This window comes from Pseudomonas sp. lyk4-R2A-8 (assembly GCF_030209095.1).
GTDB lineage: Bacteria > Pseudomonadota > Gammaproteobacteria > Pseudomonadales > Pseudomonadaceae > Aquipseudomonas > Aquipseudomonas quebecensis.
Genome location: NZ_JARVSS010000015.1, coordinates 237,429 through 260,456 on the forward strand (window position 1 = coordinate 237,429; position 23,028 = coordinate 260,456).

A 23,028-nucleotide genomic window follows, 5' to 3' on the forward strand; every position below is an offset into this window, starting at 1 on the left:
TCGTTCGATGGCTTAGCGATTAATAAAGCTCTTGGGTGGATTGTGCAGGCTGATCTGCGCGTCGTCATAGAGCACGTTGATCAGCTCGACGATCATGATTGCCGTCAACCCCCAGATTTTGTACTCGCCATAACGATAGCTGGGCACATACCAACTAAGGCCTTGGTAGTCGATCCTGTGGGTATGTTCGCGCGGGTCCTGTCGGAAAAAATCCAAGGGTACGCTGAAGACAGCGGCAATCTCGGCATCGTTGGCCAGGTACTCGACGTAGTCGGGGATGACACCGACATAAGGCGTGACACGAATGCCATGCAGTGAGATCAGTGGACTCAGGGGGCCGATAATTTCCACCAGGCCCGGTGCCAGGCCGATTTCTTCCTCAGCTTCGCGCAGGGCGGTGAAGATCAGGTCCGGGTCTTCGGGGTCACGGCGCCCACCGGGAAAGGCCACTTCGCCACCGTGGGTCGACAGGCCGCTGGCGCGCAGGGTCAGGATCAGCTCAGGTTCGTCACTGCGGGTGATCGGCACCAGCACCGCCGCTTCAGGGAAACGCCCGTCAGTCTCCAGCGTATGCGGCGTGTGATTGCTTACCCGGCGAAGTAGCTCGTCCAGCATGAGTCATCTCGATCTGTTGGCTACCTGGCATCATGCACCAAAGCGCGCGGGCGCCCAAGCCCAAACCGGAGCGGTGTCGCTAAACGACAACTTGCAGGAACGCCTGGCCCCAAGCCAAGATGGACGCACTCTCCAGGAACCCCAGCATGAAATTCTGCAGCCAGTGCGGTAAACCGGTGACCCAACGCATTCCCGATGGCGACGCGCGCCTTCGCTATGTGTGCGATCACTGCTCGACCATTCATTATCAGAACCCCAATATCGTCGCCGGCACCGTGCCGGTGTGGGGCGACCACGTGCTGTTGTGCCGCCGCGCCATCGAGCCGCGCCTGGGTTACTGGACCCTGCCGGCCGGCTTCATGGAAAACGGCGAAACGGTGGAACAGGCCGCCATGCGCGAAACCCTGGAAGAAGCCTGTGCCCGCGTGCGCAACTTGAGCCTCTACACGTTGATCAACGTGCCGCACATCAGCCAGGTGCATATTTTCTACCGCGCCGAGCTGATCGACCTCGACTTCGCCGCAGGTGCCGAGAGCCTGGAAGTGAAGCTGTTCGCCGAAGCCGACATCCCTTGGTCCGAGCTGGCTTTCCGCACGGTCGGGCGTACCTTAGAATGCTTCTTCGCTGACCGCAGGCAACAGGCCTACCCGGTACGCAGCGAATCGGTGCCGCCACTCGCCAAGCCCGCCCGATAACAAACCGGCAGACGGCCTTCAAAGGGAAATCGTTTCAATGCGTTGGTTGCTTGCTTTGCTCTGCCTGTCGTTCGCCGCGTTGTCGTCAGCCTCCACCCTGGAAACCCTGGGCGGCAAGCCGGTCGAGAAAGTCCTGGTACTCAAGTCCGCCCATCAGTTGCAGCTGATCAACGACGGCAAGCCGCTCAAGACCTATCGCATCTCCCTGGGCAAAAACCCCAAAGGCCCCAAGCTGATCGAAGGCGATCGCCGCACACCCGAAGGCCTGTATTGGATCGACTGGCGCAAGACCAGTGAGCGCTTCAACCTGGCCATGCACATCTCCTACCCTAATATCAGCGATGCCGCACGCGCACGCCGCGAAGGCGTCAAGCCCGGCAGCATGATCATGATCCACGGCACCCCCGACACCGAGGACTACCCGGAACAGTGGTTCCACACCCTGGACTGGACCGACGGCTGCATCGGTATGCGCAATGTGGACATGCGCGAAGTCTGGAACCTGGTCAAGGATGGCACGCTGATCGAGATCCGGCCGTAATCGTCGACCACTCGTAAAATAATTCAAAAAAAAAACCTCCCCCGACAATGCCCGCCGGTGAATACCAGTTCACCGCGCGGGCTACGCCGTTATGCACGCGCTGAAGACCTCTCTAATACCACTTGAAACCAGGCACCTTAATAGAGCCCTGACAGCCCTGTATGCACTGTTCTGGTGGCATTGACATGGTATTTAAGTGGTATTAGTTTTCGGCCATTACCGGGCGACAACACTCCAATAACGCATCGGAAACCTGACAGATGAATCCCATCCTGGCCCTGCGCCCCGACGACAAACAATCCACGCCGCTGTACCTGCAATTGGCGCGTAAGCTGGAAGCCGCGATCCATGCCGGCGAGTGGAAATCCGAACAGGCGTTGCCCTCGGAACGGGCACTCAGTGAGCAGTTGAACATCTCGCGGGTCACGGCCCGCAAGGCTCTCGAGGTGCTGTTTGCCCAAGGCCTGATCCGCCGCAGCCAAGGCTCCGGGACCTTTATCACGCCACGCCTGGAACAGCCGCTGTCGCGCCTCTCGGGGTTCAGCGAGATGTTGCGTCTCAAGGGCTTTGTGCCCAGCTCCCAATGGCTGGAGCGCGACATCACCCAGCCAACCCACGAAGAGCTGATCCGCCTGGCCTTGTCGCCCACCGACAAAGTGGCGCGCCTCAAGCGGCTGCGCAAGGCTGACGACACGGTGATGGCAATTGAAATGACCACAATGCCTGCCTCGGTTCTTCCACAGCCGCAAGCCATCGGCAACTCGCTCTACGAGTACCTGGAAAGCATCGGCAAACCCATCATGCGCGCGCTGCAGCACATTCAGGCGATCAACGCCTCGGACGAATTCGCCGCGCTGGTGGGCATCGCTCCAGGCACCGCCATGTTGCTGATGACCCGCGTGGGCTACACCGCCGACAACACACCGATAGAAATCACCGACACCTACTGCCGCAACGACTACTACGACTTCGTAGCGGAGCTGCGCAGATACGACTTTGCCGCCGAGCTGCGGCCTTAGAGAACTGCCATGTCCGAAGACAATATCCTCACGCCCGACGGTTGGATTCGTGGCCGCCTGGCGCATGCACATGGCAAGGTGACCGCCATTGAAGGCACGCCCTGCGACCCGGCCGACAACGATTTGCCCTACCTGCTACCGGGCTTTATCGACCTGCATGTGCACGGCGGTGGCGGCAAGGACATCATGCAAGGCACCTCCGCCTTCCAGACGATCACCCGCACCCATGTACGCTTCGGCACCACGTCGCTGCTGGCCACCACCATGACCGCGCCGGTGGACGAGATCTCCCGCGTACTGGGCCAGCTCGGCACTTTCTGCGAGCAGCGCCCCGCCGGCTGCGCACGTGTACTCGGCGTGCACCTGGAAGGGCCCTACATCAATCCGGGAAAACTCGGCGCCCAACCTAATTTCGCCCACACCGCCTTGATGGAGGAAGTCGAGGCCTATCTGCGCCTGGCGCCGATCCGAGTGATCACCATCGCACCGGAAATCGCCGGCCACGATGCGTTGATCCGCGCCCTCAGCGAACGCGGCGTACGCATGCAGATCGGTCATACCCTGGGCAGCTATGAAGAAGGCGTCGCCGCCCTCGCCGCTGGTGCCACCAGTTTCACCCACTTGTACAACGCCATGAGCCCGCTGCATCACCGCGAGCCCGGGATCGTCGGCGCCGCACTGGCCCATGCCAAGTACGCCGAGCTGATCCCGGACCTGCTTCATGTGCACCCAGGCGCCATCCGTGTGGCGTTGCGCTCGATCCCATGCCTGTACTGCGTCACCGACTCCACCGCCGCCGCCGGCATGCCCGACGGCGAATACAAGCTGGGCAGCCACACCGTGACCAAATGCCTGGGCGGCGTGCGCCTGGCCGACGGCACCCTGGCGGGCAGCACGCTGACCATGGACCAGGCGCTGCGCAACCTGGTGAAGATCGGCCTGCCCATCAGCGAAGCCTCTCAACGCCTGTCGCAATTTCCGGCGGACTACCTGGGCCTGGAAGAACGCGGCCGCCTGCAACCCGGCAGCTATGCCGACTGCGTGCGCCTGGACCGCTCCCTGCACCTCACTGACGTAATGGTCGAAGGAGACACCGTTGACTTCAAAAATGCTTGAAGAGGCCCTCGCCTCCGCTGACGCGGTCGCCGCGCAACTGCAACGCCTGGGCCCGCCGCTGGAAGAAATCGCCGGCCGCTTGCGCCGCCAGCCGCCGCAGGTGGCGATGACCATCGCCCGTGGCAGTTCGGACCACGCCGCCAGCTACTTCGCCTACCTGGCCATGCAGCATGTGGGGATTCCGGTGGCGTCGTTACCGATGTCGGTGGTCACGTTGCTGCAAGCGCCGTTGAAGGTCAGCGGCCAGGTAGCGTTCGGGTTCTCGCAGTCCGGCCAAAGTCCGGACCTGGTGGACAGCCTGCGCCTGCTGCGCAAGCGCGGTGCGTTGAGCATCTCGTTGGTCAACGCTGAAGCGTCACCGCTGCAAGCCGCGTGCGAATGCCACGTACCGCTGTGCGCCGGGCCGGAGCTGAGCGTGGCCGCCACCAAAAGTTTTATCGCCACCCTCAGTGCCAGCGCCCTATTGGTGGGGCACTGGAACCAGGAAGCTGACTTGTTGCAAGCCTGCCAGGCGCTGCCCGTGGGCCTGCGCGACGCCGCCGGACAGGATTGGCACCAAGCCGTCGAGGCCCTGCGCGACAGTCAGCGCTTGATGGTGATCGGCCGTGGTGCCGGTTTTGCCGTCGCCCAGGAAGCCGCGCTCAAACTCAAGGAAACCTCGGCAATCCAGGCCGAAGCCTTCAGCAGCGCCGAAGTGCGCCACGGGCCGATGGCGTTGATCGACGAAAATTACCCATTGCTGGTGTTCGCCCCGCGCGGTGCCGAACAGGCCGGCCTGCTGACGCTGGCCGCCGACATGCGCCAACGCGGCGCCCGTGTATTGCTGGCCGCGCCGGACGATATCGCCGAACGCGACCTGACCCTGAGCCGCGCCGAACACCCGAGCCTGGACCCGATCCTGGCGATCCAGAGCTTCTACGTGATGGCCGCCGGCCTGGCCGTGGCGCGCGGCATGGACCCGGACCAGCCGCGCCACCTGAGCAAAGTCACTCGCACTCACTGAGTCGATTGCCGTGTTTTCCTGATGAGTACCGTGCCCATGTCCAACAACAATAAAGAACTCACACTCAGCGCGCCCCTGAGCGGCCCCGTGCTGACCCTGGGCCAGGTCCCCGACGAGGTGTTCGCGAGCCACGCCATGGGCGACGGCATTGCCATCGACCCGTTGAACGACTGCCTGCATGCGCCCTGTGACGGGGTGATCATTCATGTCGCGCGCACCGGCCACGCGCTGACGATCCGCGCCGACAACGGTGCCGAACTGCTCATGCATGTGGGCATCGATACCGTGGAACTGAACGGCGAAGGCTTTGCGTTGCTGGTCAAGGACGGCGCGCGAGTGACAAACGGCCAGGCGCTGGTGCAGTTTGATCTGGATCGCCTTGCGCGCCGGTGCAAAAGTTTGGTCAGCCTGATCATCCTGACCAATGGCGAACAGTTCGAGCTGCAGCCTCTGGCGCGTAAAACGGTCAAGGTCGGCGAGCCGCTGATGCGGGTACTCGCTCGCTCGACCGTCGGCGACGAAACCGCTGTGGATAACGTGAGCGCTGAAGCCAGCGCCAGCGTGCGTATCACCCATCGGGGCGGTCTGCATGCGCGCCCTGCGGCGCTGATCCGCAAAACCGCACTGGGTTTCAGCAGCCAGGCCCGCTTGCATTACGGCGATAAATCGGCGCCGTGCGACAGCCTGGTCGGCTTGATGGGATTGGGGATCGGCGAGGGTGATGAAGTGCGGGTCAGCTGCCGTGGTACGGACGGCGAAGCGGCGTTGCAGGCATTGATTGCCGCCTTGTCAGTTCCGGTCACAGCACAACACGTCGCACCTGTAGCGGCGACACCACGCCGGGCCAGCAACGAAGCCAACGTGCTGCAGGGCGTGTGTGCGGCGCCCGGCCTGGTGTGCGGACCGTTGTTCCGCCTCGCCGGCATCGAACTGCCGGCGGATATCGGCACACACGCGGTCGACGACCAACGGCAACGCCTGGACGCCGCCCTGGAGCAAGTGCGCAGTGAAATCCGCACCACCCTGGACCACGCTCGCCAGCGCCAGCATGTCGAGGAAGAAGAGATCTTCGCCGCCCACCTCGCCCTGCTGGAAGACCCTGCCCTGGTCGAAGCCGCCACCGCCGCCATCGAACACGGCAGCGCCGCCACCCATGCCTGGCGCGATGCCATCCAGGCCCAATGCACGGTGTTGCTCGCATTGGGTAAACCCTTGTTTGCCGAACGTGCCAACGACCTGCGCGACCTGCAGCAACGCGTGCTGCGCGCATTGCTGGGCGAGGCCTGGCACGTCGAATTGCCGGCCGGTTCGATTGTCAGCGCGCACGAGTTGACGCCTTCGGACCTGCTGCAGCTGAGCGCGCAGCAAGCGGTCGGCATCTGCATGGCAGCAGGCGGGGCCACGTCCCATGTCGCGATCCTGGCGCGCGCTAAAGGCCTTCCCTGTGTGGTCGCGCTGGGCGCCGACGTGCTCGACGTGCCCCAGGGCCAGCGCGTGGTGCTCGACGCCGCCAACGGCCGCCTGGAACTGGAGCCCAGCGAGGCGCGCCACGCCCAAGTGCACCAGATTCGCGACGCGCAGCAACTGCGGCGTCAACAGCAACAGGCCCAGGCTCGACAGCCCGCGCGCACCCTCGACGATGTGAGCATTGAGGTGGCCGCCAATGTGGCCTCCAGTGCCGAAACCCAGGTGGCGTTTGAAAACGGTGCCGATGGCGTCGGCCTGCTGCGCACCGAGTTCCTGTTCGTCGACCGCCGCACCGCGCCGGATGAACAGGAGCAGCGCCAAGCCTATCAAGCGGTATTGGATGCCATGGGCGACAAGTCGGTGATCATCCGCACCATCGACGTGGGTGGCGACAAGCAGCTCGACTACCTGCCGCTGCCCGTCGAGGCCAACCCGGTGCTGGGCCTGCGCGGCATTCGCATGGCCCAGGTACGGCCGGAACTGCTCGACCAGCAACTACGTGCGCTGCTGCAAGTGCGCCCGTTGACGCGTTGCCGGATCCTGTTGCCGATGGTCAGTGAGGTGGACGAGCTGCTGCAGGTCCGCCAGCGCCTGGATGAGCTGTGCGCGGAGCTGGAACTGACCCAGCGCCCTGAACTCGGGGTGATGATCGAAGTGCCCGCCGCCGCGCTGATGGCCGAGCAACTGGCCGAGCATGCGGATTTCCTCTCGATCGGCACCAATGACCTGTCCCAGTACACCCTGGCCATGGACCGCGACCACGCCGGCCTCGCCGCGCGGGTGGATGCCTTGCACCCGGCACTGCTGCGGCTGATCGCCCAGACCTGCGCCGGCGCGGCAAAACACGAGCGTTGGGTCGGTGTGTGCGGTGCCCTCGCCTCCGATCCGCTGGCCACGCCGGTACTGGTTGGCCTGGGCGTACGCGAGCTGTCGGTGAGCCCGCTGCAGATCGGCGAAATCAAGGACCGCGTCCGCCACCTGGACGCGGCGCAATGCCGGCAATTGAGCCAAGGGCTGCTCGACCTGAGCAGCGCCAAAGCCGTTCGCCACGCCTGTCAACACCACTGGCCGCTGAGCTGACAACAACAAGAAAAAAGGAGACACGCCATGTATCAATACTTCATTGAAGGCCTGCAACGCCTGGGCCGGGCACTGATGCTGCCGATCGCAATCCTGCCGATCGCCGGCCTCTTGCTGCGCCTGGGCGACACCGACCTGCTGAACATCGCGGTGATGCACGACGCCGGCCAGGCGATCTTCGCCAACCTGGCGCTGATCTTCGCCATCGGCATCGCCGTGGGCTTTGCCCGCGACAACAACGGCACCGCCGGATTGGCCGGGGCCATCGGTTATCTGGTGATGATCTCCACCCTCAAGGTGATGGACAGCACCATCAATATGGGCATGCTTGCGGGTATCGCCAGCGGCTTGATGGCCGGCGCGTTGTACAACCGCTTCAAGGACATCAAGTTGCCGGAATACCTGGCGTTCTTCGGCGGGCGACGGTTTGTACCTATAGTCACCGGGTTTTCGGCCGTGGGCCTGGGCGTGGTGTTCGGCCTGATCTGGCCGCCGATCCAGCACGGCATCAACAGCTTCGGGGTGCTGCTGATGGAAAGCGGCAGCCTCGGCGCATTTGTGTTCGGTGTGTTCAACCGCCTGCTGATCGTCACCGGCCTGCACCACATCCTCAACAATATGGCCTGGTTCGTGTTCGGCAGCTTTACCGACCCGGCCACCGGCGCGGTGGTGACGGGCGACCTGACCCGCTATTTTGCCGGCGACCCCAAGGGCGGCCAGTTCATGACCGGCATGTTCCCGGTGATGCTGTTCGGCCTGCCCGCCGCGTGCCTGGCGATGTACCGCAACGCCTTGCCGGAGCGGCGCAAGGTGATGGGCGGGATTTTCCTGTCGATGGCGCTGACCTCATTTTTGACCGGCGTGACCGAGCCGATCGAATTCGCCTTTATGTTTCTGGCGCCGTTTTTGTACCTGATCCATGCCGTGCTGACCGGCCTGTCGATGGCGATCACCAACATGCTGAACATCCACCTGGGCTTTACCTTCTCCGGTGGCTTTATCGACATGGTGCTGGGCTGGGGCAAGTCCACCAACGGCTGGCTGGTGGTGCCGGTGGGGCTGGCCTATGCGGCGATCTACTACTCGGTATTCAGCTATTGCATCCGCCGCTTCAACCTGAAGACGCCGGGCCGTGAAGATATCCAGGTGGCGCAGGCTGAAACGATGAGCGACAACCAACGCGCCACGGCGTACATCCGCGCATTGGGCGGCGCGGACAACCTGCTGAGCGTCGGCGCCTGCACCACGCGCCTGCGCCTGGACATGGTCGACCGTAACAAGGCGGTGGACGCCGACCTCAAAGCGCTGGGCGCCATGGCCGTGGTGCGGCCGGGCAATGGTGGGAGTTTGCAGGTCGTGGTCGGGCCGATGGCCGACAGCATCGCCGATGAAATTCGCCTCGCTATGCCGTCCTTTGGCGGCAGCGCGCCGGCAGCGGCAGCGCCTGTGGATAAACCGCTGACGGTAGATGTGCAGGAAGCCGAAAAGTGGCTGAGCGCCCTGGGTGGCCGAGAGAATGTGCGGCAGTTGGAAGCCGTGGCGATGACGCGATTGCGGGTGGCGCTGAGGGACGATTCGGTGTTGTCCGAAGCTGATCTCACTGCCCTGGGTTGCCAGGGTGTCAGCCGACTGGAAAACGGGGTTTGGCACCTGTTGATGGGTGACAAGGCACCGGGATTGGGCGAGGCGTTGGAGCGGTTGGTCGGTGCTCAGCAGATCAGGACGGGGGCTTAAAGCTTCATTGTGAGGAGTCTGCGAAAACTGAAGACATCTCGGAATAAAAAAGCCCGGCCTGAGCCGGGTTTTTTAATCGCGAAAAGCGCTTACACAGACGCCGCGCGTTGTTGCGCTTCGTAATGGCGAGTCTGAAAAGGCATCAACGCCTGAGCCTTCAAACCCAGCCCCTCACTCAGCCCCCAGGAAGCCGCCAGTTCATCACGGCGGCTGCGCAGCGCGACGGTGCCCTGTGGCTTCACGTCTTGCTTGGTGGCTGAAACTGAAAACAGCTCAAGAGCCTTCAACGCCTCCTTTACCCGGCTATCGGTCACACACGAAAACCGTGTGAAGCGTTCAAGCAAATAACCTGCGCGACGAAGCTCCAATTCGCTTGAGTGAGCGTCCAGAAAACTCTCCACTTCACCCACAATATTCATGTCCGAGTACCACACTGCTTTCGCTGCACTTACCAGCGTCTCGTCATCCGCCTGATTCAAAGGACTTTTGACCAGCGTGTCCAAGGCGGACGAGAGGACGGGACCGTTAAAAGGCTTCGCCATCTGTAGTCTCCAGATAATCGTGCAAGATATTGCTCAGAATGGATCTAGGCTGCTCTTTGTTGCCAACATACATATCAATCGCCTGCAACGCCAGCCCATGGAGCTCAGTGGTCAGGATGAAACCGGTCCTCAGCAACGCCATGATGTCGCTTATATCTTGATCAGTGGCCCTGCCCAATTTTGAGATTGCTATATCAATCGGTGCAGCTATATGCAGATGCAGTACGGACTCCAAAGGAAACTCTTCCAGAGGTAGACTTCGTTCCCAGTAATCTTCATGAAGTGGGCCGAAGCCAGTGTGGTATTGAAGGTCATAGTTCAGTTCCATCACGCGACCAGACTGCTCGTCGAAAAATTGCTCGGGAAATTCTGCCAACAGTGTCTGAAGGCGCAGTTTGTTCCGAAAACTCACGCAATAAATCTCCGCATCAACGTCCGAAGAAATACGATGGTGCGTGTACAAGTGCACAGCACAACCTCCAAAGACAATCACCTTGACCGCGCCAGGCTTAGCGCCCTCAAGTATCAATTCCGCTTCGATGGATTTGAACATTGAAATCAACGCCTGCCCAAGAGGCGTGCGAGTATTGAGGCGCGGCACGACGACATCCGGAAACTTCATTATTGAATCTCAAGCCGATACGACGTTGCTGAACGGGCATTGAATTCAAATCCCGATCGCTGTTTTTCAGCGACCGTGGGAGGCTATTGAGGCAGGTTCCGAGGGACAACCTGAAAGACTTGTCGGAAATATCCGAAGCGACTATTCCAACGCAGTCACAGCATAGGTATCCGCAAATTTTGAAGGCTGACACATAACTCTGTGGTGAGCAGGCTTGCCCTGCGCTGGGCTGCGAAGCAGCCCCCAAATCAAGCGCCTCGGTGTACCAGATAAAACCACATTGTCTGGAGTGGGGCCGCTTCGCAGCCCAGCGCAGGGCAAGCCTGCTTACCACAAGAACCTCATTTCTCAGCTTATGTTCACCGAAGCTGTGTAGATACCCCATGGCCGTCACCGGCAAGCCCGCCGACCTGACAGTTCCCATGCGCCCCTGCGCCTGATCCCGCTACTTATTTACGGCCTGCCGCCCACCACGGTTCTCCATGCTGAGGGCTCTACCCCTCGCATGGAGCGCGTACCCGTGAGCACGACCAGCCCGTCCTTTGACGACATCAAAGGCTACCTCAACCAGATCGGCCATCATTTGCTCAAGGCTCAGGCACCGTTGCTGCCGCAGACCGAGCCGTCGCAGGAGCTGCGTTACCTGGAGCGCCTGAACAGTATCCTCAAGCCCTATCACCAGGAGTTCATCGCCAAGGGTCGCAGCCACTACCAAGCCTTGCACAACCTCGACCTGCAAAGCGCCGGCGGGCAAACCCTGCTTGCCGAGCTCAAGGCCACGTTGAATAAGCAACTGCTGGAAATGGACCTGCGGGAGCAGGTCGATGGCAAGCCACGCAAGTCTTTCATGGTCTTTGAGGCGGGTTTTACTGCACTGGGTAATGAAGCCAGGCTCGGCGTGCAGGATCGTCTGCTGCACCCGCAGGAAGGTGAAATCCTCGGCAAAGTGCCGCTGGGCCCGACCCTGCGCCCCGGGCTGTACGCGTTGCAGTTCACCTACCAGCAGGCAACGGTGGAGCTGGCCGGCGCGTTCGTCGTCACGCAGCTCAACAGCCCCGTAGTGACTGCGCTGACCACGACGCAAGGCGTGGGCCAGGTGATGCTGTTCACCCCGCTGCGCGGGATTGAGTCATTCGACTCGCTGGCCGACCTGAATAAGCATTTACTCAAGAGCCTCGACCACCGCAGCGGCCGCGAGGAGTTCATGAACCTGCTGCCGGCCCGTTACCAGGCGCTGACGGCCGCCGGCATCTGGCCGTTGATGCTGTCGCCCATCGTCGATAAACCGCTGTTCGAACACACGTTCCAGGCGCTGGTCGACAAGCGCAGCGCGGATGTCGAGCGAGCCCTGAGCCTGGCCGACAACCCCACGCAGGACGCTGCGCAACTGATCGACGACTTGGACCGCGCCATCGCCGCCGCCCTGCCCGACCTCGATGCGCGCCTGGAGCTGCGCGCCCAGGCCTTGCTCGAACGCTGCCTGCGCTACAGCGCCCCGGCCTGGTACCGCAGCGCCAGCGAGGCACGCCGTGCGACGTTGGCGCAGCACCTGGCCGAGTACGACCAGGCGCGCCACACCCTGTTGAGCCTGCTCGGCCCCGCCGCCACCCCGCACACCCTGGCACGCCATGAGTGGCTTGAGCGTTTGAGCGATGATTTGGCTATCCACGACCTGGAGCCGGAACACCTGCAAGTCAGCACGCGCCGTTTCGTTACGGGCGTGGGGCATTACGAGCAGACCCATACGTTGACTGAGCTGGCATTGCGCGGCCTGCATAACGGCGACGAACAGTTCGGCTCGGACTTCCTCAGCCAGACCACGCTCACCTGCAATGACGCGCCATTGCCCGAGCGCTACGCTGACCTGACCCCGACATGGCTCGTCGACCAGTTGAAAACCCTGCACCCGCGTGTCGCCTTCGCCCCTGTACAGCACGAGCTGCATCACCGGGAAGAAGTGCGGCACGCTATCGAACGTCTGCTCGAACAGCGGATCAACGCCCTTGCCTACATCGCCGTGCTGCAAGGCCACCTCGGTGAAGATGATTTCCAACTGATCCAGCGCCTGCGCCAAGGTCCCGACACCCCGGAGAGCACCACGGTGCTCAGCGCCAACACGCTCTCACTCCACGGCGCCCAACTTCAAGACATGTGGGCACTGCGCCAGAAAAATCCGCAGGGCCACGTCACCCGCGTGCTGTTGTGCACGCCAGGCGCGCCTCGCGAGCAACAGTTCCAGGTGTTTGATTCCGACAGGGCCTGCCAGCAGCACATCCTGGGGTGGGCCATGGACAATGGCGTGAAGGCCGCGCCCGGTACGCTGACCGACTACCTGATCAGCCGAGTGCCCTTGCGCTTTCAAAAAGCCATGAAGCAAGTGCTCACCGGCCTGAGCTTCAAGCCCCATGCACAGGAATACGCCGAAATCACCTTCAGCCCGGCCGACAGCCAGCGCCAGTGCCTGACATCCATGGCCGAACACGTGCTCACCACGCGCACGGATGACTACGACTTCGGCACACCGGCCTGGTATCGCTCAACCACCGAGGCTATCAGGCGAAAACTCCTGACGCTGGCCGAGGATGCCGAGGGCGCCTTGCGCGCCTACACCGACGAACCGTTGTCCCTGTCGACGTTTCCCAGCTTCACCACGTACCTGCACGAACAGGCCAAGCGGCAACTGAACCAGTTGCTGGGGCGTTCCGGTAACGATGTCGATCCGGATACGGTATGGGCCTACTCGCCACCTTCGCTGGTGGGCACCTGGACGCCGCCACCCTTGACATACACCCAGTTGTTCCGCGATGGCTATGCCGATGGCATCGGTTTTCTCGATGAAAAATTCTCGCGCTCGGCGACGTTCAAGGGACCCGAAGGCATCGACTTGAGCACCTTGACCGCGCAAACAGTAGCGCGCTCGGTCACGGGGGTATGGATCGGCCAACGGTATATCGACAAAGTCCGCGCTGAACTACTGAGCCCAGACAGCCAGGGTTATGCCTACCGGCGCAACGCAACCCTGGCGATCACCCAGCTGCACATGCACAGCGCCGCGCTGGAATCGCGATTGCAAGGGCACATCGCCGCAGTGGACTTGGACTGGTTGGAAAAAAGCATCGCCAGCCTCGGCGATACATCGGCCCGCACCCGTGGCAACTACGCCATCCACCGCCTGATGGTGGACGGTGAATGGGTAATCGATACCCTGTTGTTCAGCCATGCCGACAACCCCGTCCTGCTTTACACGCCCCAGGCTCCGGATGGCATTCAGTTTCGCGAAGCGCGGCAGTTCAATTACCTGTTGAAAAAGCAGCCAGGCATGATCGAGTACCTTTGCAGTCGCATGGCCCGACAGTCCCAGGTTCGTATGCGCAGCTTCCTGGAAAACGCACGCAAAGCGCTGCCTGAACACCTGAATAAAACCGATATCAGCCCTGCGCGCTACGACTCCACCCGTCGCGTAACCCCACTGCTCGACCTGCGCCAAGCCTTGTACAACATGAAATTGCAGCGCCGGATCGATGACGTCCGAGGTTCGACATCGGACCGCACGCAGATGATCGGCGCGATCGTCTGGAGCTGTGTGGAGTGGATAGCGGCCGTTGCCACCGCCCCCTTCCCGCTCGTGAGTCTGGCTACCGGCCTGTTGCTGGCCTTCAAGGACGCCATGCTCGCCCTGCACGCTTATCACCAGGGCGACAACGCTGGCGCCTTTGAGCACTTCATGGGCTACTTGTTCAACAGCGCCGGCGGCCTGCTGACCGACCTGCGCCCGGCGTTGCGCGCACTGCCACGATTTAGCCGTCCGTCGCGCCTACCGGCCGCCAGCCCCGAACATGCCCGGGCCATGAACCGCCTGCAGACCCTGGAAAGCGCCCGGCCGGCGCTCTCGAACATGCAGCCGGTGCTCTTCTACGGCCAGCCACATTGGGCGCCCAAAACACCGGATGTATTGGGGCGTTACCTGTTGTACCGACTGGACCCGACCAGCGGGCAACTGCGGTCGACCACCCGCCTGGCAACGCCGACCGCCGACGGTGGATGGGTGCGCAGTGGCGTGTCGGGCGGCGCGCCCAAGTTTGAAAAACTCCCGAACTCGCCCGAGACACTCAAGCCTTATGAAATGCCTGCCAAACACTGGCGTGATCTTGAACGGGTAATGGACCCGCAGCTCAAGGCCGACCTGATGGCACAAAGCGAGTGGGCGACCAATAGCCCGTTGCACGCTCTGCCGACAGTCATCGACGAACTGCGCCCGATCCGCACGCTCTACCTGCAGCAGGTTGAACGGCTGACCCGCGATGCCAAGGCTTTTTTCGATGCGCTGGAGCCGATTGTCCCGCGTGTCGACGTGCTCCTGTTCGAGGCCAGTGCCAGCGCCGAACACATCATCCAGCAGTTGTTCAAAGAACGTTCAGGCTGGATCATCGGCCAGGTTGCCGCCTCCATCGCCAGTAAGCAGTTCCTGATCGACAACATGGATGCGCTGGTCCGACAAGGCCTCAAGCGCCTGTACGTGGAATACCTGCCGGCCGATGTGTTCCGCCTCAAGCTGGATAAGTTCAACGCCGGTAAATCCTGGCGGCATATCGAAAAACACTTGGCGGCCGTCGACAAGGCCTTGGGTTTCAGCCAGGGCGCTCAATACTCGTACCTGGCCCTGGCGCGCAAGGCGCGTGAAAAAGGGGTGAAGCTATTGCCGCTGGATGCCTCGACGTCATACCAATTGGAAGACGCCCTGCAATTGGGTGAGACCGCGCCCACCACCCCGCGTAGCAACAACTTGCGCAATTTCTACTCGCATCGCCTGCTCGAAGCCGACGTCGCCGCCGCGCCCGATGAACGCTGGGTGGCCCTGGTGGATCAGACCCGCATGAGCACGTTCGAACAGGTGCCCGGGCTTGCGGACCTGCATAAAACCATCGCGTTGCGCATTCAAGACGTCTCCGCCGGCCAACCGGTGGGTATCTGGGCGGACGCCGCCGGAGCCATACCGGGGGATGCCTTGGCCAAGGGCGACTATAAGCTCACGCTGCAGACCGCCTACAAGGCCGCCGAAGCGCCGCCCGCCTCCGCTGCGAGCCCTCGTGCGGCGACGCAGCATTTCAGTGAGTTCGATTCAGTAGCCGAGCATCATGCAACCCTGGCCGAGTTGTCGATGCACCCCCGCGGCCTGGACACCCGCTACGGGCCCTCCAGCCCACTTCACGTCGAGGCGTTCAATGCCTTCCAGAAAACCCGCTCACGCCTGAAGGAAGCCGCCGAGCACTTCTTCACCGACTATGCGCCCGCACCGCGCCCCATATTGCCGACGGTACCGGCCGAGGTAACGCTGGAATCGTTTCTCAAGCAAGTGGCGGACGGGCCTTTCTCCGGGTTGGTGATCGGTGAAGCGCACAATGCACAGTCAAGCAAAGCGCTGCTCAGGACCCATATGAAAAGCATCAAGGAAGCAGGCTTCCAGACACTCTACGTCGAACACCTGCTGACGGATTTGCACCAGGCCGAGCTGGACATATTCCATCGCACTCAACGCTTTCCGGAACGTCTCAAGTCTTATTTGAAAGCTCAAGACGGCGGCCATATGCCTAGGTATAGGGGCCTTGATACCTACTCGAACACCATCCAGGCTGCGGCCAAGCACGGTATTCGCGTACGGGCACTGGACTGCACCGCCAGCTATCACCTGCGCGGCTTGCGCGGCAATGGCAAATCCCGGACACAGATGTTCAACTACTTCGCCTCGCGAGTTATTCAAGACGACCAGGCCCGCCACGGTCCTCATAAGTGGGTGGCCTTCGTCGGCAGCTCGCATACCAATACTTACCAGAGCGTTCCCGGCCTGGTGCAACTGCAGGATGCAGTCAGCCTGCATGTGCAAGACACCGCATCTGGCTTGGGCAAACGCATTCATCCTGGTTTCTGGGAGGCCAAGCAAGAAGGCATGCCCGGACGCTGGAAGGCGGTGCGCAGCGACTTCAAGCTGGAGGTCGAGGTCGCCACCAGGGAGGCGCCTGCGCCTTTTGTCCCGGTTGACCGGTCACGCCTGAACCAACCCGGTCACTTCCTGATCGAGCGCCCTTCGGCCGCCGAGACCCATTTGCTGCATCACTCCAACACGGGAGAGATTATTTCCACACCCATCCAGGTGGACGATAACGGGCTGTTTTTCATCAACCGCTGGGGCTTCGATGCACGGCGCTTTGAAGACCAAGACATTCTGATCGAAACGCTCAAGGCCGAGGTGCACCTGACACCCGCGCCCTGAAACGCAGTCAACAAAAAACCCGCTGGCCAGACGGCCCAGCGGGTTTCCCGTGGTTGCAGCGGGCGGCTCAAAAGTCCGCCAGCTGCCATACCTCATACGCCGGCGTTTCGTACGGGTGGCTGAGTTTGAGCGCGGCCACCACCGCTCCGATCAGTTCATCCGCCACCACCAGCTCGACCTTCCATTCCTCGACCACTTCAACCCGGCCCACTTGCCCGATAAACGGCTGGCTGCCGTCCAACGCGCGAAACTGGCCCTGGCCCAGCACTTGCCAGGCGCAGCTGTCGTAGTCGCCGATGCGCCCGCCGCCGGCTTCGAAGACGGCGGCTTTCACCGTCTCCACATGGCTGTCGGGCACGAAGAAGCTGAGCTTGTACACCGCCTTAGTTCACCCACACGCGCGCGTTGCGGAACATGCGCATCCAGGCGCCGTCTTCGTCCCACTCTTCCGGGCGCCACGAGTTCTGCACGGCACGGAACACACGCTCCGGGTGCGGCATCATGATGGTCACGCGACCGTCGCGGCTGGTGAGGCCGGTGATCCCGCGCGGCGAGCCGTTAGGGTTGGCCGGGTAGGTCTCGGTGACTTTACCGTGGTTGTCGACGAATCGCAGAGCCACGGTGCCGGACAGGTCGGCTTCGAGCAACGCTTCTTCGCTGGCGAACTCGGCATGGCCTTCACCGTGGGCGATGGCGATCGGCATGCGCGAACCGGCCATGCCTTGCAGGAAGATCGAGTTGGACTCCTGCACCTGCACCATGGCCACGCGGGCTTCGAACTGCTCGGAGCGGTTGCGCACAAAGTGCGGCCAGAACTCGCTGCCCGGGATCAGTTCGCTGAGGTTGGACATCATCTGGCAACCGTTGCACACACCCAGGGTGAAGCTGTCGTTGCGCTCGAAGAACCCCTGGAACGCATCGCGGGCACGGCTGTTGAACAGCGCCGACTTGGCCCAGCCTTCGCCGGCACCCAGCACGTCGCCGTAGGAGAAACCACCGCAGGCCACCAGGCCCTTGAACTCGTTGAGGTCGACGCGACCGGCGAGGATGTCGCTCATGTGCACGTCGATCGCATTGAAGCCGGCGCGGTCGAACGCGGCCGCCATTTCCACCTGGCCGTTGACGCCCTGCTCACGCAGCACGGCAACTTGTGGGCGGATGCCTTTCTTGATGTACGGCGCGGCGACGTCCTGGTTGACGTCGAAGCTGAGCTTGGTGCTCAGGCCCGGGTTGTCTTCTTCCAGGATCACGTCGAATTCCTGCTCGGCGCAGTCGGCGTTGTCGCGCAGGCGTTGGATCTGGTAGCTGGTCTCGGCCCACTGGCGTTGCAGCAGACGGCGCTGGCCGGTGAACACGGTGTCGCCGTTGAACGAGATGTTGATTTCGCCGTTGTTGATCGGCTGACCGATCACCGCCACGCAATCGGCCAGGCCGGCGGCGCTGAACTGAGCCAGCACATCCGGGGTCGCGTCCTGGCGTACCTGGATCACCGCACCCAACTCTTCGTTGAACAGGATGCCGTTGATCTCGGACGCATCCTCGGCAACGCTGTCGAGCACGATGTTCAGGCCGCAGTGACCGGCGAAGGCCATCTCGACCACACTGGTCAGCAGGCCGCCGTCGGAACGGTCATGGTAGGCCAACAGGTGGCCGTCGGCGTTGAGGCCCTGGATCACGGCGAAGAAGGCTTTGAGGTCTTCGGCGTCGTCGACGTCCGGGGCCTGCTTGCCGAGTTTGCCGTGGGTCTGCGCCAGGATCGAGGCGCCCATGCGGTTCTGGCCACGGCCCAGGTCGATCAGCACCAGGTCGGTGGTGCCCTTGTCCATGCGCAGTTGCGGGGTCAGGGTCTGGCGGATATCGGTGACCGGCGCGAAACCGGTGACGATCAGCGACAGCGGCGAGGTGACGCTCTTGTCGGTGCCGTCTTCGTTCCAGCGGGTGGCCATGGACATCGAGTCCTTGCCCACCGGAATGGTGATGCCCAGCTCCGGGCACAGCTCCATGCCGACCGCTTTTACGGTGTCGTACAGGCGCGCGTCTTCACCGGGGTGACCGGCGGCGGACATCCAGTTGGCCGACAATTTGATGTCGGACAGCTTGCCGATGCGCGACGCGGCGATGTTGGTGAGGGTTTCACCGATGGCCATGCGGCCCGACGCCGGAGCGTCCAGCAGGGCCAGCGGGGTACGTTCGCCCATGGCCATGGCTTCACCGGTATAGACGTCGAAACTGGTGGCGGTGACGGCCACGTCGGCCACTGGCACCTGCCACGGGCCGACCATTTGGTCACGGGCCACCAGGCCGGTGATGGTGCGGTCGCCGATGGTGATCAGAAAGCTTTTGCTCGCCACGGCCGGGTGATGCAGCACGCGTTCGATACTGTCGGCCAGGTCCAGGGCGCTTGGGTCGAAATCATCGCCCAACTCGGTTTCACGTACCGCCGAACGGTGCATGCGCGGGGCTTTGCCCAGCAGCACTTCGAGCGGCATGTCCACCGGGCTGTTGCCGAAGTGGCTGTCGGTGACGGTCAGTTGCGGCTCGGCAGTGGCTTCGCCGACCACGGCAAACGGGCAGCGCTCGCGCTCGCAGATGGCCTGGAAGCGCGCAAAGTCGTCAGGGCCGACCGCCAGTACGTAGCGTTCCTGGGATTCGTTGCTCCAGATTTCGTGCGGGGCCATGCCCGGCTCGTCGTTTGGAATGTTGCGCAGTTCGAAGCGGCCACCGCGGTCGCCGTCGTTGACCAGTTCCGGGAAGGCGTTGGACAGGCCGCCCGCGCCGACGTCGTGGATGAAGCTGATCGGGTTCTTGTCACCCAACTGCCAGCAACGGTCGATGACTTCCTGGCAGCGGCGCTCCATCTCAGGGTTTTCGCGCTGTACCGAAGCGAAGTCCAGGTCCGCCGAGCTGGTGCCGGTGGCCATGGAGGAAGCCGCGCCGCCGCCCAGGCCGATCAGCATTGCCGGGCCCCCGAGCACGATCAGCTTGGAGCCGACCAGAATCTCGCCTTTCTTGACGTGTTCTTCACGGATGTTGCCCATGCCGCCGGCCAACATGATCGGCTTGTGGTAACCGCGCACCTCGTCGCCACGCGGGGTGGTGATGGACTGTTCGAAGGTACGGAAGTAACCGGTGAGCGCCGGACGCCCGAATTCGTTGTTGAACGCCGCGCCGCCGAGCGGGCCTTCGATCATGATGTCCAGCGCGGTGACGATGCGCTCAGGCTTGCCGTACGGCACTTCCCAAGGCTGTTCGAAGCCCGGGATCTGCAGGTTGGACACGGTGAAACCGGTGAGGCCCGCCTTGGGCTTGGCGCCACGGCCGGTGGCACCTTCGTCACGGATTTCGCCACCCGAACCGGTAGCTGCGCCAGGGAACGGGGCAATCGCGGTCGGGTGGTTGTGGGTCTCGACCTTCATCAGGATGTGCACCGGCTCCTGCACCGCGCCGTACTGGCGGGTTTCCGGGTCTGGGAAGAAACGGCCGGCGACGCTGCCGACGATCACCGAGGCGTTGTCCTTATAAGCCGACAGAACGCCTTCGCTGTGCATCACGTAGGTGTTCTTGATCATGCCGAACAGGCTTTTTTCCTGGCTTTCGCCGTCGATGTCCCAACTGGCGTTGAAGATCTTGTGACGGCAATGCTCGGAGTTGGCCTGGGCGAACATCATCAGTTCGATGTCGTGCGGGTTGCGCTTGAGGCCGTTGAAGGCGTTGACCAGGTAGTCGATCTCGTCTTCGGCCAGGGCCAGGCCCAGTTCGGTGTTGGCCTTCTCGAGGGCGGCGCGGCCACCGCCGAGCACGTCGATCGCGGTCAGCGGCTTGGGCTCGGCGTGGCTGAACAGGCCGGCGGCCTGTTCCAGCTGGCCGACGATGATCTGGGTCATGCGGTCGTGCAGGCTGCTGGCGATCAGCTCGGCTTCGGCGTCGCTGAACTGCCCGGCGACGTAGAAGGCGATACCGCGTTCCAGGCGCTGGATGCTCGACAGGCCGCAGTTACGGGCGATATCGCTGGCCTTGCTCGACCAGGGCGAGATGGTGCCGAACCGTGGCAGAACCAGGAACAAGCGGCCGGTGGGCTCTTGAACGGGAACGCTGGGACCGTACTTCAGAAGGCGTGCCAGCACTTGCTGTTCGTCGGCGGTCAAGACGCCGGTTACGTCGGCGAAGTGAGCAAATTCAGCATACAGGCCTGTAACAGCTGGAACCTTCTGGCTCAGTTGCTCAAGGAGTTTGCTGTGGCGAAAGGCAGAAAGGGCAGGAGCGCCGCGCAGGATCAACATCTTCGGGACAGCCTCGGGAAGGGGTGTGCTTTGAGGCCGTGCATTCTAGCGTAAACCGCCGCCAACGGCACCCGAAACGGCACCGCTGGCCGCTGCCGAACGTCAGTTGGCCGACATTGCAGGCCGCCGACGCGTTATCGCCGCTATTGGGCGCAGTTATTTTAACCGTCACAATCGCCCGCCAATGCCCATTTCTGCGGGCTGCAGCACAGTTTCAGCGGCGCTAGCAGACAAGTCCGCCGCTGTCGAGATATGGCGCCGTGGGCCGTTTGCGTATACTGCGCAGATGTTCTCCCCAACTGCTTTGCGCCCGCGATGCGCCAGATGGCTCATCGCAACCGGACTCTTCCTGATGCTCAGCGCCTGTGTTGATAAGCCCAGCACGCTCGAGCGAATCAAGGAGGATGGCGTATTGCGGGTGATTACCCGAAACAGCCCGGCGACTTATTTCCAGGACCGCAACGGTGAAACCGGTTTCGAATACGAACTGGTCAAGCGTTTTGCCGATGACCTGGGGGTGAAGCTGGAAATCGAGACCGCCGACAACCTTGACGACCTGTTCGGCCAGTTGGGCAAACCCAACGGCCCGGTGCTCGCCGCCGCCGGCCTGGTCAGCAGCCAGGAGCGCCAGCAGCAGGTACGTTTCTCCCACCCGTACCTGGAAGTGACCCCGCAGGTTATCTACCGTAACGGCCAGTCGCGCCCGACCAATGCGGCGGACTTGGTGGGCAAGAAGATCATGGTGCTCAAGGGCAGCACCCACGCCGAACAACTGGCCGAGCTTAAAAAGCAGAATCCCGCCATCGAATACGAAGAATCCGACGCCGTCGAGGTGGTCGACCTGCTGCGCATGGTCGACGAAGGGCAAATCGACCTGACCCTGGTGGACTCCAACGAAGTGGCGATGAACCAGGTGTACTTTCCCAATGTGCGCGTCGCGTTCGACCTGGGCGATGCCAGCAACCAGAGCTGGGCCGTGGCCGCCGGTGACGACAACAGCCTGCTCAACGAAATCAACGGTTACCTCGACAAGGTGCAAAAGAATGGCACCCTGCAACGGCTCAAAGACCGCTACTACGGGCATGTCGATGTGCTCGGCTACGTCGGCGCCTACACCTTTGCCCAGCATTTGCAGCAGCGCCTGCCCAAGTACGAAAAGCACTTCCGGGCCTACGCCAAGGAAGAAAAGGTCGACTGGCGCCTATTGGCCGCCATCGGCTACCAGGAGTCACTCTGGCAGCCGGCGGTCACCTCCAAGACCGGCGTGCGCGGCCTGATGATGCTGACCCAGAACACCGCCCAGGCAATGGGCGTGTCCAACCGGCTGGACGCCAAGCAAAGCATCATGGGCGGCGCCAAGTACCTGGCCAGGATCAAAAACGAACTGGACGACAGCATCGCTGAGCCGGATCGCACCTGGTTCGCCCTCGCGGCCTACAACGTGGGCACCGGCCACCTGGACGACGCGCGGCTGCTGGCAAAAAAAGAAGGCTTGAACCCGAACAAGTGGCTGGACGTGAAAAAAATGCTGCCGCGCCTGTCGCAGAAGCAGTGGTACAGCAAAACCCGCTACGGCTACGCACGCGGCGGTGAACCGGTGCACTTCGTGGCGAACATCCGGCGTTACTACGACATCCTCACCTGGGTGACCCAGCCGCAGCTGGAAGGCAACCAGGTGGTCGAAGGCAATTTGCATGTGCCGGGTGTGGACAAGACCAAGCCGCCGGAAGAAACCCCTCCGTTATGATCGTTCCCCACGCTCCGCGTGGGAATGCATCCGGTGACGCTCTGCGTCACGACTTTAAGAGCGGACGCAGAGCGTCCAGAGCGGCGTTCCCACGCGGAGCGTGGGAACGATCATCGAGGGCAAGCCCTCTCCCACATTGTGATCTCTCCTTGGATCAGAGGCCGGTGAGCAGGTGTACCACTCCTCCCGCCAACACCATCACACCCTGCACACCCGACGCTTTCAATGCCGCCTCATCCAACCAGCCCGCATCCTGCAAGTGCACCCTCACCCGCTGTTGCGATTCTGATCGTTCCCCA

The 23,028-nt window shown here is 62.4% G+C and carries 14 protein-coding genes and 1 pseudogene; 9 read left to right on the forward strand and 6 right to left on the reverse strand.

The genetic code is table 11. From position 1 onward, the window contains the following. Window positions 1–12: 12 nt before the first annotated feature. Complete coding sequence (locus QRN10_RS16730; protein ID WP_285428727.1) at window positions 13–615, reverse strand: CoA pyrophosphatase; 603 nt, start codon at window positions 613–615, stop codon at window positions 13–15. Between the two features lie 146 nt (window positions 616–761). Here QRN10_RS16730 and QRN10_RS16735 point away from each other — a divergent pair, with 146 nt between their 5' ends. The 7 genes from QRN10_RS16735 (at window position 762) to nagE (ending at window position 9,270) form a co-directional block, all read left to right on the forward strand. Beyond that, window positions 762–1,310 carry an NUDIX hydrolase gene (locus QRN10_RS16735; protein ID WP_285428728.1) on the forward strand — a complete coding sequence of 183 codons (549 nt, stop codon included), beginning with the start codon at window positions 762–764 and terminating at the stop codon, window positions 1,308–1,310. 37 nt (window positions 1,311–1,347) lie between these two features. Beyond that, window positions 1,348–1,851 (forward strand): L,D-transpeptidase family protein, encoded by a 504-nt coding sequence (locus QRN10_RS16740; protein ID WP_181078890.1) that lies wholly within the window; start codon window positions 1,348–1,350, stop codon window positions 1,849–1,851. A 260-nt stretch (window positions 1,852–2,111) separates the two neighbouring features. After that, window positions 2,112–2,870: a GntR family transcriptional regulator gene (locus QRN10_RS16745; RefSeq protein WP_253509238.1), complete on the forward strand. Its 759-nt coding sequence runs from the start codon at window positions 2,112–2,114 to the stop codon at window positions 2,868–2,870. 9 nt (window positions 2,871–2,879) lie between these two features. Further along, window positions 2,880–3,986, forward strand: coding sequence for an N-acetylglucosamine-6-phosphate deacetylase (nagA, locus tag QRN10_RS16750; RefSeq protein ID WP_285428729.1), 1,107 nt, complete (start codon window positions 2,880–2,882; stop codon window positions 3,984–3,986). After that, entirely contained in the window at window positions 3,967–4,989 is a 1,023-nt protein-coding gene (locus QRN10_RS16755) for an SIS domain-containing protein (RefSeq protein WP_285428730.1), read from the forward strand. Before nagA ends, QRN10_RS16755 begins: the two co-directional genes overlap by 20 nt. A gap of 36 nt (window positions 4,990–5,025) precedes the next feature. Continuing rightward, a complete protein-coding gene (gene ptsP, locus QRN10_RS16760; RefSeq protein ID WP_285428731.1) occupies window positions 5,026–7,536 on the forward strand; it encodes a phosphoenolpyruvate--protein phosphotransferase in 2,511 nt (836 codons plus the stop codon). A gap of 27 nt (window positions 7,537–7,563) precedes the next feature. After that, complete coding sequence (gene nagE / locus QRN10_RS16765) at window positions 7,564–9,270, forward strand: N-acetylglucosamine-specific PTS transporter subunit IIBC (protein ID WP_285428732.1); 1,707 nt, start codon at window positions 7,564–7,566, stop codon at window positions 9,268–9,270. An 89-nt stretch (window positions 9,271–9,359) separates the two neighbouring features. Here nagE and QRN10_RS16770 read toward each other — a convergent pair whose 3' ends face one another. Both QRN10_RS16770 and QRN10_RS16775 read right to left on the reverse strand, forming a co-directional pair. Then, complete coding sequence (locus QRN10_RS16770; protein WP_181078879.1) at window positions 9,360–9,812, reverse strand: hypothetical protein; 453 nt, start codon at window positions 9,810–9,812, stop codon at window positions 9,360–9,362. Continuing rightward, window positions 9,796–10,434, reverse strand: a complete 639-nt coding sequence (locus tag QRN10_RS16775) for a DUF6036 family nucleotidyltransferase (protein WP_181078878.1) — start codon at window positions 10,432–10,434, stop codon at window positions 9,796–9,798. The genes QRN10_RS16770 and QRN10_RS16775 overlap by 17 nt, the downstream gene beginning before the upstream one ends. A 520-nt stretch (window positions 10,435–10,954) precedes the next feature. Between QRN10_RS16775 and QRN10_RS16780 the strand changes: the two genes are divergently transcribed. Then, window positions 10,955–16,702 (forward strand): membrane-targeted effector domain-containing toxin, encoded by a 5,748-nt coding sequence (locus QRN10_RS16780; RefSeq protein ID WP_285428733.1) that lies wholly within the window; start codon window positions 10,955–10,957, stop codon window positions 16,700–16,702. Window positions 16,703–16,769: 67 nt separating this feature from the next. On the opposite strand, the gene QRN10_RS16785 is transcribed toward QRN10_RS16780, so the two are convergent. Further along, on the reverse strand, window positions 16,770–17,081 hold the full coding sequence (locus tag QRN10_RS16785) for a YqfO family protein (protein ID WP_181078874.1): 312 nt from the start codon (window positions 17,079–17,081) through the stop codon (window positions 16,770–16,772). A gap of 4 nt (window positions 17,082–17,085) precedes the next feature. Next, a complete protein-coding gene (gene purL / locus QRN10_RS16790) occupies window positions 17,086–20,982 on the reverse strand; it encodes a phosphoribosylformylglycinamidine synthase (RefSeq protein WP_285428734.1) in 3,897 nt (1,298 codons plus the stop codon). Between the two features lie 286 nt (window positions 20,983–21,268). On the opposite strand from purL, the gene mltF reads away from it, so the two are divergent. Beyond that, complete coding sequence (mltF, locus tag QRN10_RS16795; protein ID WP_181078870.1) at window positions 21,269–22,729, forward strand: membrane-bound lytic murein transglycosylase MltF; 1,461 nt, start codon at window positions 21,269–21,271, stop codon at window positions 22,727–22,729. 154 nt (window positions 22,730–22,883) lie between these two features. Here mltF and QRN10_RS16800 read toward each other — a convergent pair. Then, window positions 22,884–23,028: pseudogene (locus QRN10_RS16800) on the reverse strand (PTS transporter subunit EIIB); the annotation flags it as partial.